The organism is Aquabacterium sp., from assembly GCF_021768455.1.
GTDB lineage: Bacteria > Pseudomonadota > Gammaproteobacteria > Burkholderiales > Burkholderiaceae_C > Aquabacterium.
In genome coordinates this window covers 1-23,744 of the sequence record NZ_JAIZVX010000056.1, presented here as the reverse complement: position 1 = coordinate 23,744, position 23,744 = coordinate 1, and the positions used below count along the sequence as shown (strand labels likewise).

The window sequence follows — 23,744 nt, the reverse complement described above, 5'->3', positions numbered from 1 at the left end:
CCCGCGGAGCCCGCTGCTCCTGCGGCCCCGACCCCGGCGACCACGAAGACAGCGGCTGACGCCAGCTGCACGGACCTGGGCGCCTGCGTGAGCAGCAGCCTGCAAAGTGCCTGGCGCGGCGACGTGGATGCCTTGCGCCAGACCGCATCGAAGATCGACGCCCTGCCCAAGCCGGACCTGGGCAACAAGGCCCAAAGCCGAAAGCTCAACACCCAGGCGCTCGAAGCCCTGAAAGCCGGTGACCCCACGCAGGCCGTGCTACTGCTGCAGGCCGCGCAGAAGGAGAACCCCCGAGACGTCGAAGTGGCCAGCAACCTGGGCTTCGCGCTGGTGAAAGCGCAGCGCCCGCAAGAAGCGGCGAAGGTGCTCGGCGAGGCGCTGCTGCTCGACCCGCGGCGCACCTCCACCTGGGCCCCCCTGGGCGAGGCCCTTGCGCTGTCGGGGAGACAGGCCGATGGGGCCGCGGCACTCTGGGCGGCGTGGCAATGGTCGGGCAACCGCGAGAAGACCGAAACCGCCTTCAGCGAACGCGCCACACGCGAACAGGCCGAACGCCCTGCCCTGGCCCAGGTCTATCAGGGCGCCCACGCCTGGGTGACCCAGGGCCAGCGTCCCGCACTCCGGAACGCTCGCTGAACCAGGCCCCCATCCCGGGCGAGACCAGCCCACGGCCCGCATGCGGCAAAATCGTCTTTTTGCTGCATGACAAAACACACCATGGCCTTCGCTGACCAACTCGCCCAACTGCCCAAAGTCGCCCACCTCGACGCCCTGCACCTGATCAACGCCGCAGGCGAGACCTCGGCCACCATCGAAAACAAACCTGGCCAGGCCGGCTCCCTCGCGGTCTACGCAGCCCTGGCCGCCAAACACGGTGGCATCAACGTGGCAGCTGCCGAAGAAGGCCTGGCCATCTACAGCGAGCACACAGCCGATGCGCGCACCTTCCCCGGCAAGCACCCCAACATCGACCGCCTGATCCAGGTCATCGAAACCGGCGCCGGCTACACCGTGACGCTGGTGCCCCGCGCGGCCTGATCTGCGCGACCACCGGCCCAGCCCATGCGCCCCTCGACACGCCTGTGGGCAGGGCTCAGTCTCCTGCTGGCCCTGATCGGCATCGCCACGGCACTGCTGGTTCAGCACGGTGCACCGAACAGGGAAGGCCCACAAGCGCTCTCTGTGCTGCCCGATCACGGGCTGGCGCTGAGCGTCGACGATGCCATCTGGCTGCTGGCGCCCGATGGCAGCCTGCGCACACGGCGCACCACCACCGAACTGGCCCTGCCCGGCTTGCCGGCCAACCTGGCGCTGGCACCCGATGGCCGCCTGGGCATCAGCGTGCGTGGTGAAGCGGCCGTGTTCTGGCTGGACCCACTGCGCGGTGAGCGGGTTGGCCGCACCGCCCTGCAATGGCCGGTAGGCCAACGCGATGCCCTCAAGCACCCCCACACCCTGGCGATCGGCCCCCACGGCCAGATCGCGGTGGCCACAGCCGGTCACCACCGGGTGATGCTCTTCGCGCCCGATGGTCACTTCCTCGGCATCACGCCACCCGGCACCTACGCCTACACCAACGGCCTGTGGTGGACCGCCACCAGCCTCTGGACCACCGACACCAACCGCTTCGCCCTGGTCGAGCTGAACCCGCAGACCCTGGCGGTGCGCCAGCGCATTGCACTCGACACCCCGAGCGATGCCGCTCGCTACCTGAGCTGGGCCACGGGCCACCCTGCACAACTCACCGGACTCATCGCAAGCGAAGGTGATCGGGTCCCCAGCCCACGCAGTGGCCCGCCCTTGGCCACCGTTTTCCGCATGGCCAATGGCATGCGCCTCGGACGCCCGGTCGACGTCTGGCCCGACGGCCACACCCGCGACTACCCCTTGCCCCGGCTGATCGAAGGCAGCGACATGGCATGGATCGGTGGCACGCTGCTCGTGGTCGATGGCCACGAACGACGCCTGCGCCGTTTCAGCCAGGCCCGCGAGCCCCTCCCGGATTGGGGCGATGCCCAGGTACAGCGGCTGCTGAAAAGCAGCCTGCAGCACCAGCACCGCATGGCGCAGCTCTACCAGGGCGGGTTGCTCACCGGGGTGTTGGGCCTGCTGGTCGGCCTGTTGCTGTGGCGCCGTGCCCAGCACGTCGACAGTCGCGGCAGCCATCGGGTTCCTCCCTCCACCGCCGGCGTGAGCCCAGCCGAGCTCGCCATGCTGGGCACGCCTGCGCTGCCTCCGCGCGAACTGCTCAGGGCCGCATGCAAACACCTGGGGCCATGGCTGTATCTGGTCGCCTGGCTTTTGCTGACACCGCTGTCGCGAGCCTGGCACGCCACCTTCCTGCAGACCTGGCCCATGCCGTCTCGAGCCATGGGCATGGCCCTCACACTGCTGGGTGCCCTGGCCCTGCTGACCTGGCTCTTGCGCCGCCACCGCCAGGCCGCCCAGGCACCACAACACGAAGCCCTGTTCAACGCCGCCGCCGTGCAATTGCTGCAGCAGACGCCCGCCTGGGCCACCTTCCGCGAACCAGGCGAACGGCTGCGGGAAACCTTTACCCTGGCGTCGCTGGGCGCCTTGCGCTGGGTCATCCTGACCGATCGGCGCCTGCTTGTGCTGCGCGTGGGCCTGCGCCAGCAGGTGCTGGAATCCAGCTGGTCCCGCCACGACATCGTCAAGGTGAGCCTCCCGAAGGCCCAACGCCTGGGCTGGCTGACGCGCCTGCTGCGCTGGCCCGTGCCGGGCGGCTGGGTGCGCATCCGCCTGCGCGATGGACAGGTGCTGGAAGGCGCGCTGCGCTCGGCCGTCACCGCACAACGCGTTGCCATGCTGCTGGACCTGCCCTTGCGCGCTCGGGGGCGCTCGGCCACACCGCCCACCGCCCGCCGCTGATGCCAGCCAGGCAACTTCGGTGCTCCACATGAAAAAGGCGCTCCGAAGAGCGCCTTGGAGAAACCGGTCCTCAGACCGATCAGCGAGCGATCAGAGGCCGCTCAGCCCACCCACTTGCGGGCATTGGTGAACATCCGCGCCCAGGGGCTCAGTGCGCTCTTGTCGCCACTGGTCCAGCTCATCTGGATGTTGCGGAACACGCGCTCGGGGTGCGGCATCATGGCCGTGAAGCGGCCATCGGCCGTGGTCACACCCGTCAGGCCGCCCGGAGAACCGTTCGGGTTGAAGGGGTAGGCCTCGGTGGCGACACCGGTGTTGTCCACGAAGCGCAGGGCCTTGTGCACCTTGGCAGCATCACCGCGTTGCGAGAAGTTGGCGAAGCCCTCACCGTGCGACACGGCGATCGGCAGGCGGCTGCCGGCCATGCCCGCGAAGAACAGCGAGGGGCTCTCCAGCACCTCGACCAGGCTCAGGCGCGCTTCGAAACGCGTGCTCTGGTTGGTCGTGAACTTCGGCCAGTCCTGTGCACCAGGGATGATCGGGCTCAGGGCCGCCAGCATCTGGCAACCGTTGCAGATGCCCAGGGCGAACGTGTCGGTGCGGCCGAAGAAGGCCGCGAACTGGTCGGCCAGCTGGGGGTTGAACATGATCGAACGCGCCCAGCCTTCGCCAGCGCCCAGGGTGTCGCCATACGAGAAGCCACCGCAGGCGATGAAGCCCTGGAACTGGTCCAGGCGCGCACGACCGGACTGCAGGTCGCTCATGTGCACGTCGAAGGTGTCAAAACCACCTTGGGCCACGGCATACGACATCTCCACATGCGAGTTCACGCCCTGCTCACGCAGGATCGCGACCTTCGGACGCTGCTTGTGGATGAACGGTGCGGCCACGTTCTCGGCCGGGTCGAAGCTCAGCGCCACGTGCATGCCGGGGTTGCCGGGCACGCCAATGTGCGCGTGCTCGCTGTCGGCGCAAGCAGGGTTGTCGCGCAGCTGGGCAATGCGCCAGCTCACGTCGTCCCAGGTCTTGTGCAGCTGCTCCAGCGGCGCGCTGAAGATGGCCTTGGCATCGCGCCAGACCTGCACCTGCTCCTTGCCCGCACCGTTCAGGATCGGCTTGCCGATCACATGGCTGTGCTTGCTCAGGCCGTGCTCGCGCAGGGTCTGCAACACGGCGTCGCGGTCGGCGGTGCGCACCTGCAACACCACACCCAGTTCTTCGTTGAACAGCGCCTTGAGCGTCAGCTCGTTGCGGCGCTCGCCCACCTGGCCCGCCCAGTTCTTCGAGTCGCCCGTGTCGGCACGGCTGTCGGAGATGCCGTCGCCTTCGGTGACCAGCATGTCCACGTTCAGGCTGACGCCGGTGTGGCCCGCAAAGGCCATTTCGCACACCGTGGCCCACAGGCCGCCGTCACCGCGGTCGTGGTAGGCCAGCAGCTTGCCTTGCGAGCGCAGGGCGTTCACGGCGTTGACCGTGGCCTTGAGCATCTCGGGGTTGTCGCAATCGGGCACGTCATTGCCGAACTGGTTCAGCACCTGGGCCAGCATGGAGCCGGCCATGCGGCGCTTGCCTTCGCCCAGATCGATCAGGATCAGGCTGGTGTCCAGCGCCTGCCCGTTTTCTTCGACGATCAGCTGCGGCGTCAGCGTGCCGCGCACATCGGCGATGGACGCAAAGGCCGTCACGATCAGCGAGACAGGGGCCGTGACCTGTTTGGTCTGGCCTGCGTCCTGCCACTTGGTGCGCATCGAGAGCGAATCCTTGCCCACGGGAATGGACACGCCCAGTGCGGGGCACAGCTCCATGCCCACGGCCTTCACCGTGTCATACAGGGCGGCGTCTTCACCAGGCTCGCCACAAGCGGCCATCCAGTTGGCCGACAGCTTCACGCGCGGCAACTCGATCGGGGCGGCCAGCAGGTTGGTGATGGCTTCGGCCACGGCCATGCGGCCGGATGCCGGGGCATTGACCGAGGCCAGCGGCGTGCGCTCGCCCATGGCCATGGCTTCGCCCTTGAAGCCGGCAAAGTCGGCCAGGGTCACGGCCACGTCGGCCACCGGCACCTGCCAGGGGCCGACCATCTGGTCGCGGTGGTTCAGCCCGCCCACGGTGCGGTCACCGATGGTGATCAGGAAGCGCTTGCTGGCCACCGTCGGGTGACGCAGCACGTCCAGCGCGACCTTGCCAAGGTCCACCCCCGTCAGGTCGATCTGGCCGCCATCGCGCGCCAAGCGGGTCACATCGCGGTGCATCTTGGGGGGCTTGCCCAGCAGCACGTCCATCGGCATGTCGATGGCCTTGTCCTCGCCCGGCCGGGTGCTGTCCGAGAGCGTCAGTTCGCACACGTCGGTGGTCACGCCGACCACACCGAAGGGGCAACGCTCCCGCTCGGCCATGGCGGTGAACACGGGCAGCGACTCGGGCGCGATCGCCAGCACGTAGCGCTCCTGGCTCTCGTTGCACCAGATTTCCTTCGGCGCCAGACCGGTTTCTTCCAGCGGCACCTGGCTCAGGTCGAAGCGCGCGCCCTTGCCCGCGCCATCCACCAATTCCGGGAAGGCGTTGGAGATGCCGCCCGCCCCCACGTCGTGGATGGCCAGGATGGGGTTGGCCGTACCCAGGCCCCAGCAATGGTTGATCACCTCTTGCGCACGGCGCTGGATTTCGGGGTTGCCACGCTGCACCGAGTCGAAGTCCAGGCTGGCGGCATTGGTGCCGGCGGCCATCGACGAGGCGGCCGAGCCCCCCATGCCGATGCGCATGCCCGGGCCACCCAGCTGAATCAGCAGGGTGCCTGCGGCGAACTGCACCTTCTTGGTCTGCTCGCTGCTGATCGTGCCCAGGCCACCGGCGATCATGATGGGCTTGTGGTAGCCGCGGCGGATGGCGCCTTCGCCTTCACCCACGGTCTGTTCGAACACGCGGAAGTAGCCCGCCAGGTTGGAGCGCCCGAACTCGTTGTTGAAGGCCGCACCACCCAGGGGGCCTTCGATCATGATCTGCAGCGCGCTGGCGATGTGCTCGGGCTTGCCGAAGGGCTCGGCTTCCCAGGGCTCGCTGGTGCCCGGCAGGTTCAGGTTGGACACCGAAAAGCCTGTCAGGCCCGACTTGGGGCGCGAGCCACGGCCGGTGGCGCCTTCGTCACGGATCTCACCACCGGAGCCGGTCGAGGCGCCGGGATACGGCGAAATCGCGGTCGGGTGGTTGTGGGTCTCCACCTTCATCAGCACATGGGCCAGTTCTTCGCGGGCGGCGTACTGCGGGGCGTTGGTGTAGCCGTTGGGCATCCACCGCTCGATGGTGTGGCCTTCCATGACCGAGGCGTTGTCGGCGTAGGCGATCACCGTGTGCTGCGAATTGAGCTTCTCGGTGTTGCGGATCATGCCGAACATGGACAGGGGCTGGGCCTCGCCGTCGATGGTGAACTCGGCATTGAAGATCTTGTGGCGGCAATGCTCGGAGTTCGCCTGCGCGAACATCATCAGCTCGACATCGGTCGGGTTGCGCTTCAGGCCGGTGAAGGCGTTCACCAGGTACTCGATCTCGTCTTCAGACAAGGCCAGACCAAAGGTCACGTTGGCCTCGTCGAGGGCCGCACGGCCACGGCCCAGCACGTCCACGTGCTCCATGGGCTGACCGGGCTTTTCGTCAAACAGGTGCTGCGCCTCTTCGCGGGCCAGCAACACGCTCTCGGTCATGCGGTCGTGCAGCAGCGCCACCACGGCGGCCAGCTCGTCCGCCGTCAGGCTCCTGGTACTGCCCGTCAGGGTGCCCAGCAGGCCGGCCTTGAGGGAGATGCGGTATTCGGTCACACGCTCCACGCGGCGAATGGCCAGACCGCAGTTGTGCGCGATGTCGGTGGCCTTCGAGGCCCAGGGCGACAGGGTGCCCAGGCGGGGCGCCACCACGATCAGGTCGCCATCGGTGGCACCGTCGTAGGCGTCACCGTAGGTCAGCAGCGCGGCCAGCTTGTCGGCATCGGCCGGGGCCAGCGCCTGGTCCAGTGCCACCCAGTGCACAAAACGCGCGCTCACTGCGCTGATCTTGGGGTTGATGGCCTGCAACTTGGGCAGGAGCGCCTGGACTTGGTGGGGAGCCAGGGCGTTGCCGCCTTCGAAGTGCATGAGTGTGGACATGGGTGCGGTGGCTGCTTGCGGAAAACCGCGCATTTTAACGGCCCCAGCCCCACAAAGGTCGCCCACATGGTGGTTTCTGTTCGCCCTGAACGCGTCAGGGCCCACACGAATTACGGATAATCCACCGCCATGAGCATCACCATCAAATCCGGCGCCGAGATCGACGCCATGCGCGTCGCCGGTCGCCTGGCCTCCGAAGTGCTGGACTACATCACCCCCTTCGTCAAGCCGGGCGTCAGCACCGAAGAGCTCGACCGGCTCTGTCACGACTACATGGTCAATGTGCAGGGCACCATCCCTGCCCCGCTGAACTACGCCCCGGGCGGGCACAACCCCTACCCCAAGTCGATCTGCACCTCGATCAACCAGCAGGTCTGCCACGGCATCCCCTCTGATCGCGTGCTCAAGGATGGCGACATCGTCAACCTCGACATCACCGTCATCAAGGACGGCTGGCACGGCGACACCAGCCGCATGTTCATCTGCGGCAACGGCTCCATCGCCGCCAAGCGCCTGTGCGCCTTCACCTACGACGCCATGTGGAAGGGCATCGCCAAGGTCAAACCCGGCGCACGCCTGGGCGACATCGGCCACACCATCCAGACCTTCGCCGAAAGCAACGGCTTCTCGGTGGTGCGCGAGTTCTGCGGCCACGGCATCGGCCTGAAGTTCCACGAAGAGCCCCAGGTCCTGCACTACGGCCGCCCCGGCACCCTTGAAGAACTCAAGGAAGGCATGATCTTCACCATCGAGCCCATGATCAACGCGGGCAAGAAGGAGATCAAATCCCTGGGCGACGGCTGGACCATCGTCACCAAGGACCGCTCCCTCTCCGCCCAGTGGGAGCACACCGTGCTGGTCACGGCCACCGGCTACGAAGTGCTCACGCTCTCGGCCGGCAGCCCGCCTCCGCCGGATTTCATCCTGGCCCAACAGGCAGCGCAGGCCTGATCCCGCCAGGCCGGGGCGGAACAAAGCCCCGGCAAACCGTTTTTTCTTCGGCCCATCCGGGGCCCTTGAGCCGTACCCTTTCTGACCATGCCCCTGGACATCGCCGACCTGCGCGCGCAATTTCGCACCGCCAAAACCGACCTGCTGAACCAGTTTCAGCAGAACCGCGCCACCACCGCCTCCGCCAGCCGCCTGCTCACGCAACTCGGCCGGCTGGTCGATCGCACCCTGACCCAGCTCTGGGACAGCTGCGGCATGCCCAAGGGCGCCGCCCTGGTGGCCGTGGGCGGCTACGGCCGCGGCGAGCTCTTCCCTCACTCCGACATCGACGTGCTGGTGCTCCTGCCCGTCGTGCCCTCGGTGGTGGGCGACGAGGCCATCACCCCTGGGGTGGAAGGCTTCATCAGCGCCTGCTGGGACATCGGCCTGGAGATCGGCTCCAGCGTGCGCAGCGTGGCCGAGTGCAGCGAAGAAGCCCAGCGCGACGTGACCGTGCAGACCGCCCTGCTCGAGTCTCGCTTCATCTGCGGCACCCGCGTGCGCTTCGACGAGCTGCAGCGCAGCAACCTCGAACACATGGACGTACCCGCCTTCATGACGGCCAAGCTGCTGGAAATGCGCCAGCGCCACACCCGTTACGAAGACACACCCTACTCGCTCGAACCCAATTGCAAGGAAAGCCCCGGCGGCTTGCGGGACCTGCAGGTCGTGCTCTGGCTGGCCCGCGCGGCACAACTGGGCCGCAACTGGGCCGAACTGGCCAAAAACGGCCTGCTGACCGCCTTCGAGGCCCGCCAGCTGCAGCGCAACGAGGGGACACTCAAGCTCATTCGCACCCGCCTGCACCAGATCGCCGGCCGCCGTGAAGACCGGCTGGTCTTCGACCTCCAGACCGCCGTGGCCGAATCCTTCGGCTACACGAACACGCCCGAGCTGCGTGCCAGCGAAGCGCTCATGCGCCGCTACTACTGGGCGGCCAAGGCCGTCACCCAGCTCAACCAGATCCTCATCCTCAACATCGAGGAACGCGTACGGGGCTCGCAGGACGCGCCCATGCGCCGCATCAACGACCGCTTCCTCGACCGCGGCGGCTTTCTGGAAGTCGCCAGCGACGACCTTTACCAAAAGGACCGCCACGCCATCCTGGCCACCTTCCTGCAACTGCAGCAGGACAAGTCCCTCAACGGCCTCTCGGCCCGCACCCTGCGCGCCCTTTACAACGCCCGCGGGGTGATGGACGGCGCCTTCCGCCGTGACCCGGTCAACCGGGCCGCCTTCATGGCCATCCTCAAGGCCGACAACGGCCAGACCCACCTGCTGCGCCTGCTCAACCAGACCTCGGTGCTGGGCCGCTACCTCTGGGTCTTCCGCCGCATCGTGGGCCAGATGCAGCACGACCTCTTCCACGTCTACACCGTGGACCAGCACATCCTCATGGTCGTGCGCAACATGCGCCGCTTCTTCATCCCCGAGCACGCCCACGAATACCCCTTCTGCACCCAGCTTGCCGCCGAGTGGGACAAGCCCTGGCTGCTCTACGTCGCCGCCCTCTTCCACGACGTGGCCAAGGGCCGCGGTGGCGACCACTCCGAGCTGGGGGGCATCGAGGTGCGCCGCTTCTGCAAGGAACACGGCATCGACGCCGAAGACACCCGGCTGATCGAGTTCCTGGTGACCGAGCACCTGACCATGTCACGCGTGGCCCAGAAGGAGGACCTCTCCGATCCGGACGTGATCCAGGCCTTCGCCAAACGAGTGGGCAACGAGCGCACGCTGACCGCCCTCTACCTGCTCACCGTGGCCGACATCCGCGGCACCAGCCCCAAGGTCTGGAACGCATGGAAGGGCAAGCTGCTGGAAGACCTGTTCAAGCTCACCCTGCGTGCCCTGGGTGGCGCCCGCCCCCACCTCGATGCCGAAATCGAGGCGCGCAAACAACAGGCTCGCCACACCCTGGCGCTGTACTTCATGCCCGACGGCATCGAACAGCCACTGTGGAAAACGCTGGACACCAGCTACTTCGCCCGCCACGACGCCCCCGACATCGCCTGGCACACGCGCATGCTGTGGCGCCACGTCGAGACCGACAAGCCCATCGTGGCCGGTCGCCTCTCCTCGGTGGGCGAAGGCCTGCAGGTTCTGGTTTATGCGCCCGACAAGGCCGACCTCTTCGCCCGCATCTGCGGCTATTTCGACCGCGCCGGCTTCAGCATCCAGGACGCCCGCATCCACACCTCGAACACTGGCTACGCGATCGACACCTTCCAGATCCTGTCGACCGGCCACAGCCACCACGAAGGCGTGCATTACCGCGACCTGATCGCCCTGGTCGAGACCCAACTGGCCGAGGCTGCCGCCTCCGAGCAGCCCCTGCACGACCCTTCACGCGGACGCCTCTCGCGTCGCGTCAAGTCCTTCCCGGTGCAGCCACGGGTCAGCATGCGACCCGATGAGCGCGCCCAGCGCTGGCTGCTGACCGTCTCGGCCAGCGACCGCTCAGGCCTGCTCTATGTGATCGCCCGCACCCTGGCGCGCCACCAGGTCAGCGTGCAACTGGCCAAGGTCAGTACCCTGGGCGAGCGCGTGGAAGACACCTTCCTGCTGACCGGCCCAACCCTGCGCCAGGACAAGATCCAGCTCACGCTGGAGACCGAGTTGCTCGAGGCACTGGCCTCCTGAGTTGCGCCACGGCGCGACACCCGCGCCCGGCGCTTCAGGCCGGCTCTTTCGGGTCCAGCAGGATCTCCAGCCGCGTGATCTGGTCCTTGAGCATCAGGCGCCGCTTCTTCAGGCGGCGCATGGTCAGCTCATCAACCGGGGTTTGTTCCGCCGCGCGATCGATGAGGTTGTCGAGGTCGGCATGCTCCATGCGCAACTCGATCAGCTGGCGATGGGGCGAATGCAGGTTTTCTTGCATCGTGGACGCCCGAAGGCTCCGTCTAGGCGCTTGAACAAGGGATGACCCGGGGCATCGCCGCACCCTGGATCCCAGCATTTAGGGATTATAGTTTTCCCCATGATCGATGCACCCTCCCGTTTCCGTCTGGTGGCGGCCACCGGCATTCACCGCGGAGACAGGCCCTACCAACAAGATCAGGTCGAGATCCTGCCCCATCCCCGTACCCCCGGCTGCCTGCTGGCCGTGGTGGCCGACGGCATGGGTGGGAAAAGCGGGGGGCGCAAGGCGGCAGACCAGGTCATCCTGACCTCGCGCCAGGTTTTTGAGCGCTACGTGCCCGGCAAGGATGAAGCGGCTCAGTTGTTGAGCCAGTTGCTCAACGAAGCGCACCTGATGATCAAGCTGACGGCGATCGCCTTCGAAGAAGAGCCTCACAGCACCCTGGCCAGCTTCATCATCAACCCCGACCTGTCTGCCGACATGGTCCACGCGGGCGACTCCCGGGTCTACCACTTCCGCGGCCCTGAACTGCTTCACCGCACGCTCGATCACTCCTTCGTGCAACGCCTGGTCAGCGAAGGCCAGATCACGGAAGAAGAAGCCAATGTGCACCCGCAGTCCAACCTGCTGACGGGCTGCCTGGGTACCCAGCAAGATCCACCCATGGCCTCACACCGGGTGCGCCAGCTGGCCATCGGCGACAGCCTGCTGGCCTGCTCCGATGGCCTGTGGCACTACTTCACCCCGAAGGAGCTCGGCGCCATCGTGCACACCCTGCCCCCGCGTGAAGCGGTGGAAATGCTGGTGGGCAAGGCTCGCCATCGCGCCCGCTCGGGCGGCGACAACCTCTCCCTCGCCCTGGTTCGGGTGGAAGCTGCGGCCTGATCGTGGCGGCAGCCCTGGCCCACCCGGGCCGGTTCGCTGGCTGAGACGCCGCCAACTGAGCCGCGCTCAGGTCAGCGAAGTGTCCACCACACGGCGCTCTTCGCTCAGGTATTCCTTCGACTGCATCTCGTTCAGGCGAGACACCGTGCGCGGAAACTCGTGCGACATCGGCCCTTCGGTGTAGAGCTGCTCTGGCGGCACCTCGGCCGAGATCACCAGCTTGCAGCGCCGGTCGTAAAGCACGTCCACCAGCCAGGTGAATCGGCGGGCTTCGGACGCCAGGCGCACCGGCATCTCGGGCACATCGCTCAGCACGATGGTGTGGAAACGAGAAGCCAGCTCCAGGTAGTCGTTCTGTGAGCGAGGGCCACCGCACAGCGTGGCAAAGTCGAACCACACCACCCCACCCGCCTTGCGCCGCGCCTTGAGCACGCGGTGCTCGATGTGCAGAGCGGGGTCTTCGTCGGCGGTCTCGGCCAGCTTGTCGAAGATCTCGGTCAGCTCGGCGTTGCTGCCATCGCTGAGCGGCGTCAGGTAGAGGCGGGCCAGTTCCAGTGTGCGGCGTCGGTAGTCGGTGCCACTGTCGACATTGATGACCTCCAGCTGCGACTTCAACAGCTCGATGGCCGGCAGGATGCGATCGCGGTGCAGGCCATTGGGATACAGGCCATCGGGGTGAAAGTTCGAGGTCGTGACGATGCTCATGCGGTGACGGAACATCGCGTCCAGCAGGCGGTGCAGGATCATCGCGTCGGTCACATCGGCCACGTGGAACTCGTCAAAGCAGATCAGGCGGTGCTTGCGCGCCATGCGCTTGGCCAGCACCTCCAGCGGGTCCTGCACACCCTTGAGCTCGTGCAACTGGCGATGCACCTCACGCATGAACTCGTGGAAGTGCAGGCGCGTCTTGCGCTCCAGCGGGACGGCGTTGAAGAAGCAGTCCATGATGAAGCTCTTGCCGCGTCCCACCCCCCCGTACATGTAGACGCCCTTGGGCAAGGCCGGGTAGCGCAGCATCTTGGTCAGGGCGTTCGAACGCTGGGCCTTGTAGACCGACCATTCGTCCTGGCAGCGTTGCAGGGCGGCAATGCCCTTGAGCTGGGCTTCATCGGCCTTGTAGCCCCGCTCTTTCAAGCTGTCCTGGTAGAGCTGGGTGACGGGAATCTTGGCAGCAGGCATGGCACGAGGGGAAAGCAGGAGAGAAACGAACCGAACAAAAGACCGTCGAGGTTACCGCATGGCCCCTTGCCGGGTCTGTGGCACGCCCAAGAAAAAGGGGCGGCAGTGCCACCCCTTCCAGCTTGAACGCAAATTGAACTCAGAAGTTCAGGGTGCGCTTGTCAACGGCCAGGGCCGCTTCCTTGGTGGCTTCGCTCAACGAGGGGTGAGCGTGGCAGATGCGCGCGATGTCTTCGGCCGAAGCCTTGAAGGACATGGCGACCACGGCTTCCGAGATCAGCTCGGAGGCAAACGGGCCGATGATGTGCACGCCCAGGATCTCGTCGGTCACCGCATCAGCGATGAACTTGACGAAGCCATTGGTGTCGCCCAGCGCGCGTGCGCGGCCGTTGGCGAGAAATGGGAAGGATCCGGCCTTGTAGGCCCGACCTTCCGCTTTCAAAGCCTGTTCGGTTTTGCCGACCCAGGCAATCTCCGGGCTGGTGTAGATCACCCAGGGAATCGTGTCGAAGTCGACGTGACCATGCTGACCGGCGATGCGCTCGGCCACGGCCACACCTTCTTCTTCGGCCTTGTGTGCCAGCATCGGACCACGGACCACGTCACCCACCGCCCACACATTGGGCAGGTTGGTCTTGCAGTCGGCGTCCACCACGATGGCGCCACGCTCGTCGAGGGCCAGGCCCACGGCTTCGGTGTTCAGGCCAATGGTGTTGGGCACGCGGCCGATCGAGATGATCAGCTTGTCGAACTCGCCCTTTTGCTCGGCACCCGCAGCGTCGGTGTAGGCAACGGTCACACCCTTCTTGCCGGTCTTGATCTCGCCGATCTTCACGCCAAGCTGCAGCTTCAGGCCTTGCTTGGTGAACAGCTTGAGCGCTTCCTTGGCGACCTGCTCGTCCACGGCACCCAGGAAGGTGGGCATGGCTTCGAGGATGGTCACTTCCGAGCCCAGACGACGCCAGACCGAACCCATTTCCAGGCCGATCACGCCGGAGCCGATCACGCCCAGTTTCTTGGGCACATCGGCGATGTTCAGGGCGCCGTCGTTCGAGAGAATGAGCTTCTCGTCAAACGGTGCGCCAGGCAGTGCACGGGCGTTCGAACCGGTGGCCACGATGACGTGGGTGGCGACCAGGGTCTCGGGCTTCTCACCGGCGACGGCGATTTCATACAGGCCGCCATCGGCCTTCACGAACGAGCCACGGCCGTGGAAGAAGCTGACCTTGTTCTTCTTGAACAGGTAGAGGATGCCGTCGTTGTTCTGCTTCACGACGGTGTCCTTGCGGCCCACCATCTTGGCCACGTCCATCTTCAGGCCCGACACGGTGATGCCGTGGTCAGCGAAGTGGTGAGCGGCCTGCTCGTAGTGCTCGGACGATTGCAGCAGCGCCTTCGAGGGGATGCAGCCGACGTTGGTGCAGGTGCCGCCCGGTGCAGGGCCGCCTTTGGCGTTCTGCCATTCGTCGATGCAGGCCACCTTCTTGCCCAATTGGGCAGCGCGGATGGCGGCGATGTAGCCACCGGGGCCGCCGCCGATCACGACGACGTCAAATTGTTGGGACATTGCAGTCTCCTAAGGGGTTTGGTGCAGATGCGAGTCCGAGCGGGCCCTTGTGAGGCCCGCCCGGCCGCAAAACTGAGATCAGGCCGAGATCAGATGTCGAACAGGAGGCGAGCCGGGTCTTCCAGCGCTTCCTTCATGGCGACCAGGCCCAGGACGGCTTCGCGGCCGTCGATGATGCGGTGGTCGTACGACATCGCCAGGTAGTTGATCGGGCGCACCACGACCTGACCGTTTTCCACGACGGCGCGGTCCTTCGTGGCGTGCACGCCCAGGATGGCCGATTGAGGCGGGTTGATGATCGGGGTCGACAACATGGAACCGAAGGTGCCGCCGTTGGAGATCGAGAAGGTGCCGCCGGTCAGGTCGTCCAGACCCAGCTTGCCGTCACGGGCCTTCGCACCGAATTCGGCAATCTTCTTTTCGATTTCGGCGAAGGTCATCTGGTCGGCGTTGCGCAGCACCGGCACCACCAGGCCACGGGGCGAACCAACGGCCACGCCGATGTCGAAGTAGCCGTGGTAGACGATGTCGTTGCCATCGACCGAGGCGTTGATCACCGGGAACTTCTTCAGGGCGTGCACCGCAGCCTTGACGAAGAAGGACATGAAGCCCAGCTTCACGCCATGTTCCTTCTCGAACTTTTCCTGGAACTTCTTGCGCATCTCCATCACCGGCGCCATGTTCACCTCGTTGAAGGTGGTCAGGATGGCGTTGGTGGCTTGCGATTGCAGCAGGCGCTCGGCCACGCGGGCACGCAGGCGGCTCATCGGCACGCGCTGCTCGGGGCGATCACCCAGGTTGCTCGGGGCGGCCGGAGCCTGCACGGCCGGCAGGGCCTTGGTGGGCACACCCGTCGGGATGGCCGGGGCAGCGGCTGCGGGAGCGGCCTTGGCGCCACCGGCCACAGCGGCCAGCACGTCACCCTTGGTCACGCGGCCGTCCTTGCCAGAGCCAGCCACCTGAGCGGTGGTCAGGCCGTTGTCGGCCAGCAGCTTGGCTGCTGCAGGCATGGCGACGTCACCCTTGTTGCCACCGACAGGTGCGGGAGCAGCGGCCACGGCGGCTGCCGGGGCAGCAGCAGGCGCAGCGGCAGCCGGTGCCGGGGCGGCAGCGCCAGCCTGGCCTTCGCTGTCGATCAGGGCGATGACCTGGTCGGAGGCCACGGTGCCACCGTCGGCCACAACCAGCTCCTTCAGCACGCCAGCCGAGGGTGCGGGAACTTCGAGCACGACCTTGTCGGTTTCGATCTCGATGAGGATTTCGTCGACGGCCACGGCTTCGCCGGGCTTCTTCTTCCACGTCAGCAGGGTGGCTTCGGCCACGGACTCGGACAGCTGGGGAACCTTGACTTCAAAAATTGCCATGATGAATTTCTCCTGATGGACCAGCGTGCGGACACCTCACCCGGTGAGCGCTTGGGCTCGAACCGGGGAGGCGGCATCGCGCCGCGGTCGTGTTGACCTTACTTGGTGAGAACGAAGCCCTTGAGCTTGGCGAAAGCCTGGTCCAGCAAAGCCTTTTGCTGTTCCTGGTGCAGGTGGGCGTAACCCACTGCCGGCGATGCCGAGGCCGGACGGCCTGCATAACCCAGACGTTGACCGTCGGCCATGTTCTCGTGGATGTAGTGCTGAACGAAGAACCAGGCACCCTGGTTCTGGGGTTCGTCCTGGCACCACACCAGATCCGCGAGGTTCGGGTACTTCTTCACCTCGGCAGCAAAGGCCTTGTGCGGGAAGGGGTAGAGCTGCTCGACACGCACGATGGCGGTGTCGAAGGCCTTCTTGTCCGCACGCTTCTTGACCAGGTCGTAGTAGACCTTGCCCGAGCAGGCGATCAGGCGCTTGACCTTGCTGGCGTCGATGGTCTCGTCCACCTCACCGATGACGGTGCGGAACTCACCCTTGGTGAACTCGCTGAGCGGCGACGTGGCGTCCTTGTTGCGCAGCAGCGACTTGGGCGTGAACAGCACCAGGGGCTTGCGGAACATGCGGACCATCTGGCGACGCAGCACATGGAAGATCTGCGATGCCGTGGTCGGCTGCACGATCTGCATGTTGTTGTCGGCGGCCAGCTGCATGAAGCGCTCCAGGCGGGCCGAGCTGTGCTCGGGGCCCTGGCCTTCATAGCCGTGAGGCAGCATCATGACCAGACCGTTGGCACGGCCCCACTTCACTTCGCCCGAGGCGATGAACTGGTCGATCACGACCTGGGCGCCGTTGGCGAAGTCGCCGAACTGGGCTTCCCAGACCACCAGGCTGTTGGGGTCCGAACCGGCGTAGCCGTATTCGAAGGCCAGCACGGCCTCTTCAGACAGGATGGAGTCGATGACAACGAACGGAGCCTGGTTGTCGGCCACGTTTTCCAGCGGCACGTAGGTGCCAACGTCCCACTTTTCACGAGCCTGATCATGGATCACGGCGTGACGGTGGGTGAAGGTGCCACGACCGCAGTCTTCGCCCGACAGGCGCACCGGGTAACCCGAAGCCACCAGGGAGGCGAAGGCCATGTGTTCGCCCATGCCCCAGTCGACATTGATCTCGCCACGGCCCATGGCAGCGCGGTCGGCATACACCTTCTTGACCAGCTGGTGCGGCGTGACCGACTCAGGGATGGTGGTCAGGCGTTCAGACAGGCGCTTCCACTCGGCCAGCGGGATGGCGGTGTCGCCACCATCGGTCCACTTCTTGCCCAGGTAGGGCGACCAGTCCACGGCGTGCTTGCGCTGGAAGTTGGTCAGCACCGGGTCGATGGTGTGACGGCCTTCGTCCATGGCGGCGCGGTAGGCCTTGGCCATGTCGTCGCCCAGCGTGGCGCCCAGACCTTGAGCGGCCAGCTTGTCGGCGTACAGCTTGCGGGTGCCAGGGTGCGCGCCGATCTTCTTGTACATCAGCGGCTGGGTCAGGCTCGGGGTGTCCTGCTCGTTGTGGCCCAGCTTGCGGAAGCAGACGATGTCGACGACCACGTCCTTGCGGAAGGCCATGCGGTATTCCAGGGCCAGCTGCGTGGCAAACACCACGGCTTCCGGATCGTCACCGTTGACGTGCAGCACGGGCGACTCGACACCCTTGACGATGTCGGTGCAATACAGCGTGGAACGCAGGTCGCGCGGGTCGGAGGTGGTGAAACCGATCTGGTTGTTGATGATCAGGTGCACCGTGCCGCCCGTGGTGTAACCACGAGTCTGGGCCAGGGCCAGGGTTTCCTGGTTCACGCCTTGGCCGGCGAAGGCAGCGTCACCGTGCACGAGGATGGGCAGCACCTGGTCGGCGCGGACGTCGCCACGACGGTCCATGCGGGCGCGCACCGAGCCTTCGACCACCGGGTTCACGATTTCCAGGTGAGACGGGTTGAAGGCGAGCGACAGGTGGACGGGGCCGCCAGGGGTGGACACGTCGGAGCTGAAGCCCTGGTGGTACTTCACGTCGCCAGCAGGCAGGTCTTCGGGCGCGGTGTGCTCGAATTCCTGGAACAGTTCCTTGGGCTGCTTGCCCAGGGTGTTGACCAGCACGTTCAGGCGGCCGCGGTGGGCCATGCCGATCACGATTTCCTGGACGCCCTTGGTGCCGGCGAGCTGGATCAGCTCGTCCATGGCAGCGATGAAGCTCTCGCCGCCTTCCAGCGAGAAGCGCTTCTGGCCCACGTACTTGGTGTGCAGGAAACGCTCCAGGCCTTCGGCTGCCGTCAGGCGGTCGAGGATGGCCTTCTTCTTCTCGGCCGTGTAGGTGGGCTTGGAGCGCACGCTCTCCAGGCGCTCTTGCCACCAGCGCTTTTCGGTCGGGTCGGTGATGTGCATGTACTCGGCGCCGATGCTACCGCAGTACGTTTCACGCAGCGCCTTCACGATTTCGCGCAGCGTCATGTGCTCCGCTTTGGTGAAATACGTGTTGGTCGAGCTGAACGTGATCTCCATGTCCGACTCGGTGAAGTCGTAGAAGGAGGGTTCGAGTTCAGGGATCTTGGGGCGCTCGGTGCGCTTGAGCGGATCGAGTTCGGCCCAACGGGAGCCGAGGAAGCGGTAGGCAGCGATCAGGGACTGAACGTGGACCTGCTTGCGGGCGACAGCCAAGTCGGCCGAACTGGTCTTGACCGTGAAGGCATTGGCCTTGGCGCGCTGGGCGAAGGACTCGATGACGGGGGCGTGGGCCACATCGCGGTCATCGGTGCCATCTGCGGCAGGGACGTTCTGGAGGGCGTCGAAGTAAGCGCGCCAGTTGTCTGGCACGGAACCTGGGTTGTCGAGATACGCCTCGTACAACTCCTCGACGTAGGGAGCATTGCCCCCGAACAGGTACGAGTTCGACCTGAACTGCTGCATCATTTCGCTTACCTCACTCCCGGGTCTGCCGGGACATTGGCTGGTTGAAAACCTTCCGCGACACGGCTTGACCGGTTGGCGGATTGCGACCCGCCTTTGCTGAACTCACGGGGAGTTGGCCAGCAAGGGCGACGGGAAGGGCCGTAAAGAAACCAACGCGACTGTAGCACCGTTGTCCTGCGGTGACACAGGGGCGCGCGGAAATCCGATTCAAAACCTGCCCATTGGAGCGAAGCGGCTGCGAGACGAGCATGAAAAAAGCCGGGCATGGACCCGGCTTTTTCGAGGCGCCCGATGCCTGAGCAACGGGGCTGATGCGCGATGGCGATCAGGCAAAGTTCGCGGCAGCGAAGTCCCAGTTCACGAGGCTGTTGAGGAAGGTCTCAACGAACTTGGGGCGGGCATTGCGGTAGTCGATGTAGTAGGCGTGTTCCCACACGTCGATGGTCAGCAGGGCTTTGTCGGCGGTGGTCAGCGGGGTGCCGGCCGGGCCGAAGTTGGCGATGTCGACGGTGCCGTCGGCCTTCTTCACCAGGAAGGTCCAGCCCGAACCGAAGTTGCCGACGGCAGACTTGGTGAAGGCTTCCTTGAAGGCGTCGTAGCTGCCGAACTTGGCGTTGATGGCGTCAGCCAGGGCACCGGTGGGTGCGCCGCCGCCGTTGGGCTTCATGCAGCTCCAGAAGAAGGTGTGGTTCCAGATCTGGGCGGCGTTGTTGTAGACGCCACCGCTGGACTTCTTGATGATCTCTTCCAGCGACAGGGCTTCGAACTCGGTGCCGGGGATCAGGTTGTTCAGGTTGGTGACGTAGGCCTGGTGGTGCTTGCCGTAGTGGTATTCGAAGGTTTCCTTCGACAGGTGCGGAGCCAGCGCGTCTGCTGCGTAAGGCAGGGGAGGAAGCGTGTGTGCCATGGTGCTTGTTCCTGATGGTGGGTGGGGAAAACGTCTCAGCGGCAGATTGTAGGCATGGGCGAGGTGCCGCCGCCGGACATGGGGTCTTTCCCAAACGCGCTAGCCGGACTTCGGTGCCGATGCCGGGCGTCGGCGTGGTTTGCTGGCAACCTTCTCCGTCGCGCCTGCCACGCCGGCCACCGTTGCAGCGCCCCCCCTCGCCTCCGCACTCGTGACGCGCAAGCGCAACATCCCATCGGCCAGCACCCCCAGCAAGGCCTGATCGGCTTGCGCCTGGCCAACGCGGGTGAGCGGCGCACCGTGCTCGTCGCTGAGCCAGGCGTAGCCGCGCTCCAGCACACGCTGGGGGTCAAGCGATTGCAGCCGCGCGCCCCAGGCCTCGCAATGCTGGCGCTGGCGAGCCTGCTGCTGGGCCACTGCCCGCGCCATGCGGGCCGCGAGCGCGGGCAAGGCCTGCTGGGACCACGACACGCGGGCGCGGCACACCGCACCCAGGCGATGCTCGAGCACGTCCAGGCGGGCGCGCTGTGCACCCAGCATCTGTGCAGGCCGGGCCAATTGCGCCGCCGCACGGTCCAGGCGCTGGGCCTGGGCATCGAGGCGCTGGCCCATGCGGTGAGACATCTGCCTGGCCACGGCATCGAGTTCACCCAAGGCCGTGCGCCGGTCGCGCGCCACCAGTTCGGCAGCCGCCGTGGGGGTGGGGGCACGCAGGTCGGCCGCGAAATCGGCGAGGGTGAAATCGGTTTCGTGTCCCACGCCGCTGATCACCGGCACCGGGCAACCGACGATGGCCCGCACCACGCGCTCGTCGTTGAAGGCCCAGAGGTCTTCCAGCGAACCGCCGCCACGGCAGACGATCACGGCGTCCAGCCGCAGGCCACCACGGTGGGCCAGGTTGAGCTCGGTCAGCGCCTTCACCAATTGGGCGGGGGCCTCTGCACCCTGCACCGCGCTGGGCGCCACCACGACCTCGACATGGGGCGCCCGCCGCTGCAGCGCGGTGAGCACGTCCTGCAAAGCCGCAGCCTTGAGCGAACTGACCACGCCGATGCGCGAGGGGTAGGTCAGCACAGGTCGCTTGCGGGCAGCATCGAACAGCCCCTCGGCTTCCAGACGCGCTTTCAGCCTGAGGAACTGTTCGTACAGGGCACCTGCCCCGGCGCGCTGCAGCCCTTCGACGATGAATTGCAGTTCGCCACGGGCCTCGTACACACCCAGGTTGCCCCGGGCCTCGACCAGCATGCCCTCCCCGGGCGCGAATTCCACCTGGCTCAGGGCGCGGCGAAACATGGCGCAGCGCAGGCTGGCGCCGCCGTTTTCGTCTTTCAGCGTGAAATAACCATGGCCGCTGGCCGCCTTGGTGAAGCCGCTGATCTCCCCGCGCACCACGCAGGAAGCAAAGCGCGCCGAGAGGGTGTCACCAATGGCCTGCACCAGGGCGCCGACGCCCCACACACGGGCCGGCGCACGCCCCGTGCCGTCGTCCCAGGCGCTCATGCCAGGCCCTTTCCTGCGCACAGGGGCTTGACAAGTCCACAAGAAGCCCAAAACACCCCCTCAGAGGGCAAAAAAACAGCGCAGAGGCTCAACATCGTGCCAAGTGGTTGATTCATAAGGAATTTTGACTGCCCAAATTTGTGGCAAATCAAGACAAAGCCAGTGCTGATGCGGACTTGCGGCGCATGCCGGTGGCTTACCCACAAAGTTATCCACAGCTTCGGTGGATGATTGTCGCACCGGCGACCTAGAGCCCCGATTCACCGCATGGCGGGAAAGCCCAGGTGGTCTTGCACGCCTCACCCAGAGGCCTGGCCGGAAATTTCACGGCCATAATCCACCGTTCACGCCTTGCCTTGAGCGGGCCCCTGCCCAGGCTGCGCGCCGGGTACACCGACCTCTGGGAGTCACTGTTGCTGTCGATCCTGCAAGCCGCCGGCTGGCCCATCCTTCCCCTTGTCCTGTGTTCCATCGTGGCCCTGGCCCTGGTGATCGAACGCTGCCTGAGCTTGCGCACCAGCCGCGTGGCGCCCGGGCGACTGGTGGACGAGGTGCTGTCCGTGACCCGCACCAGCCTGCCGCCTGCCGACACCATCAACAAGCTGGCCGACAACTCCACCTTGGGCCTGATGCTGGCCCAGGGCCTGCGCGCCGTGGCCGCCGAGCCCCGCATCAGCGAAGCCAATCTGCGCAATGCCTTCGAGACCGCCGGTCGCGATGCCGTGCACCAGTTGGAACGCAACCTCAATGCCCTGGGCACCATCGCCAGCGCCGCGCCGCTGCTGGGCCTGCTCGGTACCGTGATCGGCATGATCGAGATTTTCGGAGCCTCGGGTGCCACCAACGGCAACGCCGGCGCCAACCCGATGGAGCTGGCACACGGCATCTCGGTGGCGCTCTACAACACGGCTTTTGGCCTGATCGTGGCCATCCCCTCGCTGATGTTCTACCGGCACTTCCGCGCCAAGGTCGACGGACACGCCCTTGCGCTGGAGCAGGCCGCCGAGCGCATGCTGCCTCACCTGCTGCGCCTTGGTTCGGGCCGCCGCTGAAGCGGGCACACAAAGGTTGCCATGCCCATGAACTTCCGCAAGAAGCGCCCCGAAGAGCCTGAGATCAACCTGATCCCCTTCATTGACGTGCTGCTGGTGGTGCTCATCTTCCTGATGCTGACGACCACCTACGCCAAGTTCACGGAGATGAAGATCAACCTGCCCACCGCCAACGCCCAGACGGCGAGCGCACGCCCGAAGGAATTGGTGGTGCTGGTGACGGCCGATGGCCGCTACGTGATCAACCAGCAACTGGTTGAAGGTCGCAGCGTTGAAGTGCTGGCCGCTGGCCTGAATGCCGCCGCCGGCAGCGCCAAAGACACGGTCGTCGTCGTGACGGCCGATGCCTCGGCCACCCACCAAAGCGTGATCAACGTGATGGACGCCGCGCGCCGCGTGGGCCTCTCGCAACTGACCTTTGCCACGCAGGGCCAGACCGACGCTGGCCAGGCCAGCCCGGCACCTTGAGCCAGCGCACCGCCAGCAGCCGCCTGACCGAGGCATGGCGCCGCCGCGGCCCCCTCGCCTGTGCGCTGTGGCCGGTTTCGGCCCTGATGGGCGGCATCGTGGCCCTGCGGCGCCTGGCTTATCGGCAAGGCTGGCTGAGCGCCAGGCGCCTGCCCGTGCCTGTGCTCGTGGTGGGCAACCGGATCGCCGGCGGTGCGGGCAAGACGCCCACGACCATCGCCCTGCTGCATCACCTGCGCACTCAGGGCTGGACGCCCGGGGTGCTGAGCCGCGGTTACGGCGCCCCCGAGCGCCCGCCTGAGCCCCTGCTGCTCGATGCGCAAAGCGCGGCCAGGGTGAGCGCGGCCCAATGTGGCGACGAGCCCCTACTGATCTGGCGCCGCACCGGTGTGCCCCTGATGATCGGCCCGGACCGCGCGCCATGCGGCGAGGCGCTGCTCGGAGCCCACCCCGATATCGACATCCTGGTCTGCGACGACGGTCTGCAGCACCTGCGCCTGCAGCGCGATGTCGAGGTGATCGTGTTCGACGAACGTGGCGCCGGCAATGGCTGGCTGCTGCCCGCCGGCCCCCTGCGCGAACCCTGGGACAGCGCCCCCACACCTGGCCTGGTCGCCCCGCCACTGGTGCTGTACAACGCGCCGCGGGCCACCACTCCCCTGCCCGGTCACCTGCTGCGCCCCAGCCTGGGCCAACCCGTGCCGCTGGCGGACTGGTGGCGTGGCGAAGCCCACCTGGCCCATCCACTCCTGCCTGAACACGGCTCGCCCAAGGCCAGCGTCTGGGCCCTGGCCGGCATCGCCCAGCCTCAGCGCTTTTTTGGGGCGCTGGCCCAGCAGGGCTTTGCGGTCCAGCCCCTGCCCCTGCCCGATCACACCGACTTCGCCACCCTGCCCTGGCCTGAATCGGTGCGTGACCTGATCGTCACCGAAAAAGACGCCGTCAAACTCCGCCCCGAACGCCTTGCCGCCGAACGCCCCCACACGCGGG

17 protein-coding genes are annotated in these 23,744 nt (G+C 66.2%); 9 read left to right on the top strand and 8 right to left on the bottom strand.

From position 1 onward, the window contains the following. The 3 genes from QZ994_RS09320 to QZ994_RS09310 form a co-directional block, all read left to right on the top strand. A partial coding sequence (locus QZ994_RS09320) for a tetratricopeptide repeat protein (RefSeq protein WP_290871161.1) occupies positions 1 to 636 on the top strand: 636 nt, incomplete at its 5' end. Positions 637 to 717: 81 nt separating this feature from the next. After that, on the top strand, positions 718 to 1,038 hold the full coding sequence (locus QZ994_RS09315; RefSeq protein WP_290871160.1) for a DUF2322 family protein: 321 nt from the start codon (positions 718 to 720) through the stop codon (positions 1,036 to 1,038). Positions 1,039 to 1,062: 24 nt separating this feature from the next. Then, positions 1,063 to 2,892: a hypothetical protein gene (locus tag QZ994_RS09310; RefSeq protein WP_290871159.1), complete on the top strand. Its 1,830-nt coding sequence runs from the start codon at positions 1,063 to 1,065 to the stop codon at positions 2,890 to 2,892. A gap of 101 nt (positions 2,893 to 2,993) precedes the next feature. Here QZ994_RS09310 and purL read toward each other — a convergent pair whose 3' ends face one another. Then, positions 2,994 to 7,028, bottom strand: coding sequence for a phosphoribosylformylglycinamidine synthase (gene purL / locus QZ994_RS09305; protein WP_290871158.1), 4,035 nt, complete (start codon positions 7,026 to 7,028; stop codon positions 2,994 to 2,996). A 129-nt stretch (positions 7,029 to 7,157) separates the two neighbouring features. On the opposite strand from purL, the gene map reads away from it, so the two are divergent. Both map and QZ994_RS09295 read left to right on the top strand, forming a co-directional pair. After that, complete coding sequence (gene map / locus QZ994_RS09300; protein WP_290871157.1) at positions 7,158 to 7,979, top strand: type I methionyl aminopeptidase; 822 nt, start codon at positions 7,158 to 7,160, stop codon at positions 7,977 to 7,979. 87 nt (positions 7,980 to 8,066) lie between these two features. Next, a complete protein-coding gene (locus QZ994_RS09295) occupies positions 8,067 to 10,658 on the top strand; it encodes a [protein-PII] uridylyltransferase (protein ID WP_290871156.1) in 2,592 nt (863 codons plus the stop codon). 34 nt (positions 10,659 to 10,692) lie between these two features. On the opposite strand, the gene QZ994_RS09290 is transcribed toward QZ994_RS09295, so the two are convergent. Beyond that, the gene (locus QZ994_RS09290) at positions 10,693 to 10,896 is read right to left on the bottom strand and encodes a YdcH family protein (RefSeq protein WP_290871155.1); all 204 of its coding nucleotides are present in this window, start codon (positions 10,894 to 10,896) and stop codon (positions 10,693 to 10,695) included. A gap of 99 nt (positions 10,897 to 10,995) precedes the next feature. Here QZ994_RS09290 and QZ994_RS09285 point away from each other — a divergent pair, with 99 nt between their 5' ends. Continuing rightward, a complete protein-coding gene (locus tag QZ994_RS09285) occupies positions 10,996 to 11,763 on the top strand; it encodes a protein phosphatase 2C domain-containing protein (RefSeq protein ID WP_290871154.1) in 768 nt (255 codons plus the stop codon). Positions 11,764 to 11,829: 66 nt separating this feature from the next. Here the strand turns inward: QZ994_RS09285 and zapE are convergent, their stop codons facing one another. The 6 genes from zapE to xseA form a co-directional block, all read right to left on the bottom strand. Beyond that, a complete protein-coding gene (zapE, locus tag QZ994_RS09280; protein ID WP_290871153.1) occupies positions 11,830 to 12,942 on the bottom strand; it encodes a cell division protein ZapE in 1,113 nt (370 codons plus the stop codon). A gap of 139 nt (positions 12,943 to 13,081) precedes the next feature. Then, on the bottom strand, positions 13,082 to 14,509 hold the full coding sequence (gene lpdA / locus QZ994_RS09275; RefSeq protein ID WP_290871152.1) for a dihydrolipoyl dehydrogenase: 1,428 nt from the start codon (positions 14,507 to 14,509) through the stop codon (positions 13,082 to 13,084). Positions 14,510 to 14,598: 89 nt separating this feature from the next. Beyond that, positions 14,599 to 15,873: a 2-oxoglutarate dehydrogenase complex dihydrolipoyllysine-residue succinyltransferase gene (gene odhB, locus QZ994_RS09270; RefSeq protein ID WP_290871151.1), complete on the bottom strand. Its 1,275-nt coding sequence runs from the start codon at positions 15,871 to 15,873 to the stop codon at positions 14,599 to 14,601. A 98-nt stretch (positions 15,874 to 15,971) separates the two neighbouring features. Further along, positions 15,972 to 18,827, bottom strand: coding sequence for a 2-oxoglutarate dehydrogenase E1 component (locus tag QZ994_RS09265; RefSeq protein ID WP_290871150.1), 2,856 nt, complete (start codon positions 18,825 to 18,827; stop codon positions 15,972 to 15,974). A gap of 325 nt (positions 18,828 to 19,152) precedes the next feature. After that, entirely contained in the window at positions 19,153 to 19,734 is a 582-nt protein-coding gene (gene sodB, locus QZ994_RS09260; RefSeq protein WP_290871149.1) for a superoxide dismutase [Fe], read from the bottom strand. 99 nt (positions 19,735 to 19,833) lie between these two features. Then, on the bottom strand, positions 19,834 to 21,234 hold the full coding sequence (gene xseA, locus QZ994_RS09255) for an exodeoxyribonuclease VII large subunit (protein WP_290871148.1): 1,401 nt from the start codon (positions 21,232 to 21,234) through the stop codon (positions 19,834 to 19,836). A gap of 413 nt (positions 21,235 to 21,647) precedes the next feature. On the opposite strand from xseA, the gene QZ994_RS09250 reads away from it, so the two are divergent. From QZ994_RS09250 to lpxK, 3 genes are all read left to right on the top strand, one after another. Continuing rightward, positions 21,648 to 22,286: a MotA/TolQ/ExbB proton channel family protein gene (locus QZ994_RS09250; RefSeq protein ID WP_290871162.1), complete on the top strand. Its 639-nt coding sequence runs from the start codon at positions 21,648 to 21,650 to the stop codon at positions 22,284 to 22,286. 27 nt (positions 22,287 to 22,313) lie between these two features. Continuing rightward, positions 22,314 to 22,754 (top strand): biopolymer transporter ExbD, encoded by a 441-nt coding sequence (locus QZ994_RS09245; protein ID WP_290871147.1) that lies wholly within the window; start codon positions 22,314 to 22,316, stop codon positions 22,752 to 22,754. Continuing rightward, positions 22,751 to 23,744: tetraacyldisaccharide 4'-kinase (gene lpxK / locus QZ994_RS09240; RefSeq protein WP_290871146.1), on the top strand; the 994-nt coding region annotated here is incomplete at its 3' end. The genes QZ994_RS09245 and lpxK, both read left to right, overlap by 4 nt.